Below are 2,559 nucleotides of genomic sequence, written 5' to 3' on the forward strand. Positions count from 1 at the left end.
CGTGGATCCCTTGGAGTTTGGCTGCGGCGAAGTGTCCCGCCTCATGCACCAGGATCAGCAGGGCGAGAATGGCGATGGAGAGGAGAACAGGCATGGGCTGGCTTGAAGGAGAGAAGGAAAAAAAGAGCAAGAGGCAGAGAGCCACAGCGACGGCTGCACCTGCCGCCTTAAGGAACCAAGATAACAGACCAGAAGCGGCAGAGCCCTCAGAACACTTGTTCTACTTCCAGGATGTCGGGAATGCTCTCCCGCAACTTGCGCTCGATGCCCATTTTTAAGGTCAGGGTGGAGCTGGGGCAGGCGCCACAGGCCCCCTGTAGGCGCAGCTTCACCACCGGGCCGTCGATTTCCACCAGCTCTACGTTGCCGCCATCGGCTTGCAGGTAGGGGCGCAGCTCGTTGAGGACTTTTTCCACATTTTCGGCCGTTAGTTCCAGTGCTTGTGCCATAGTTGCTTCCAGCTCTGCTGAGACCTTGCCTGGGATGTCGAGATGTTGATTGTAGCGATTTCTCGCCAGACCCCTCAAGCCAGGGAGGGATCGCCCTTCTTCAGCATAGTCTCCTTCTTTCGGGGTGGGGGATGAGATCCCTCTCTTCAGCCAGAAGACTAGAATAGGACTCAGATTTGCCTGTTGCGAGCAGCAGACCCAAGCCTATTCTGAGCAGGGGCGCTTTCTTCGCCATGTTAGATGTCTTACTGATTGTGATCTTCATGTTGGCCGGGGCGGGTCTTGGATTCTACGGCCTGGATCTGCTCCCTCCTGCCGCCATTCAGGGGGCCAATGTGGAGGGGGCGCGCGTGGTTACCAGCGGCTTTGGTGTCCTAGCGGGTTTGGCTTTTGGATCCTTGGTGCGCTGGGGCTACCGCCGCTTCGAGGCCAATGTACGCTCGCTGCCGCCGGATGTGTTGATCAGCCGCTCGGTGGGGTTGGTGATCGGCCTGGTGATTGCCAACTTGGCCATGGCTCCTGTCTATTTGTTGCCCCTGCCTCAGCAGCTCAATAGCTTTATCGAGCCGCTGGCCTCCGTCTTTTTTAGCTTGTCCTTTGCCTACTTGGGGGTGAGTTTGGCCGATACCCATGGCCCTGCGCTCTTGCGCCTGTTCAACCCCAACTACGCCCTGCAGGCGGCCGCAGAGGGCAGTGTGGTGGCGGCCAGCCCCAAGGTTTTGGACACCAGCTCCATCATCGACGGGCGCGTGGCCCAGTTGATCGAGACAGGCTTTTTGGAGGGAACGCTGGTGATCCCTCGCTTTGTTATCGCGGAGCTGCAAACCATCGCCGACAAAGCCGATCCGCAAAAACGGGAGCGAGGCCGCAGAGGGTTGGATACGCTGCAAGCCCTGCGCCAGGCCTATCCCGACCGCTTTGTGATTCACGAAGCCAACTACCCGGATCTGGCCACCGTGGACGAGAAGCTGGTGCGCCTGGCCCAGAATGTGGGGGGAACGCTGGTGACCACCGATTACAACCTGAAGAAGGTGGCCACACTGCAGGGGATCAAGGTGCTCAACGTGAACGAGCTGGCCGAAGCCTTGCGGCCCATCTACATTGCCGGCGACAGCTTCGATATCAAGATCACCCGCGAAGGGAAGGAGCCGGGCCAGGGGGTTGGCTATCTGGAGGATGGCACGATGGTGGTGGTGGAAGAGGGACAGCGCTCTCTGGGCAAGACTCGCTCGGTTGTGGTGACCAGCGCCATTCAAACCTCGGCGGGCCGGATGCTCTTCGCCCGCCTCAACAAGGACTCCAGCCCAGCTTCCTCTGCGAAAACCTGAGGCTTCAGGCCGAAGAGCTTTGTTTTCCCGACGCAATGATGGCCTCTCCCCCAATGGGCGTCCTCCAACCGGATCTGATTTTCTACACCCAGGATCGCCAGCAGCGTTTCTGGAGTTTTTATTGGGAGGGTGCTGAGAACTACGCCATCTACCCGCAGCAGATCCTGAGCGGACAGCAAAGCTGGGAGGTGGCCAATGCGGAGGAGTACGAAGCCAAGCTCAGGCAGGTGTTTGCGAGCGGGGATCCCTTGCAGCATCAGTGTCAGGTGATTTCTCCCCGCTACAAGTTGCACTTGCATCTTTGCCTCAACCCGGTGCGGGACATGGAGGGGGAGGTGGTGGCCGTGTTGGTAGTGGGCAAGGTGTTGGGGGCGACGCCTTTCAACTTGGCCGGCGGAGCCGGCAGCCCCCCTGCCCAGCGCCATCCCCTCCTGACCGAGCCGGTGCCGGGGATCACGGCGCAGTTGCTGCGCAACATCGGCCACTGCCTCGGCATCCGCGAGCTGTGCCAGCAGACGGTGGAGCAGTTGGGCCAGTTGTTCGGGGCGGATCGCTGCCTGCTGGCCCTCTACGAAATGGGGCAGGACTCCCTCACAGTCAATGCTGAGTACCGCCGCAACCCGGGGGATCCCTCGCTGTTGAACCAGACCTTGCGTCTGGCGGATCACCCGCCTCTGCTGCAAGCCCTTCGTCAAGAAGAGCCGGTGGTGATGGGACGCCATCTGGCCATCGCCATGTCTTACCGGGGCTATGCCAACAGCCTGCTCTGGCTGGAAGTGTTG

Annotated in this window: 3 protein-coding genes; 2 read left to right on the forward strand and 1 reads right to left on the reverse strand. The window is 60.3% G+C overall.

Annotated features, from left to right (window positions below; genetic code table 11):
• Nucleotides 1-206: 206 nt before the first annotated feature.
• The gene (locus NW809_RS11910) at nt 207-449 is read right to left on the reverse strand and encodes a NifU family protein (protein WP_011429799.1); all 243 of its coding nucleotides are present in this window, start codon (nt 447-449) and stop codon (nt 207-209) included.
• A 233-nt stretch (nt 450-682) separates the two neighbouring features.
• On the opposite strand from NW809_RS11910, the gene NW809_RS11915 reads away from it, so the two are divergent.
• Nucleotides 683-1,777 carry a PIN/TRAM domain-containing protein gene (locus NW809_RS11915; protein WP_011429800.1) on the forward strand — a complete coding sequence of 365 codons (1,095 nt, stop codon included), beginning with the start codon at nt 683-685 and terminating at the stop codon, nt 1,775-1,777.
• Nucleotides 1,778-1,830: 53 nt separating this feature from the next.
• Nucleotides 1,831-2,559 (forward strand): GAF domain-containing protein (locus NW809_RS11920; RefSeq protein ID WP_414402235.1); only part of this gene is annotated, 729 nt, incomplete at its 3' end.

This window comes from Synechococcus sp. WC101 (assembly GCF_047461555.1).
Classification (GTDB): Bacteria; Cyanobacteriota; Cyanobacteriia; order Thermostichales; family Thermostichaceae; genus Thermostichus.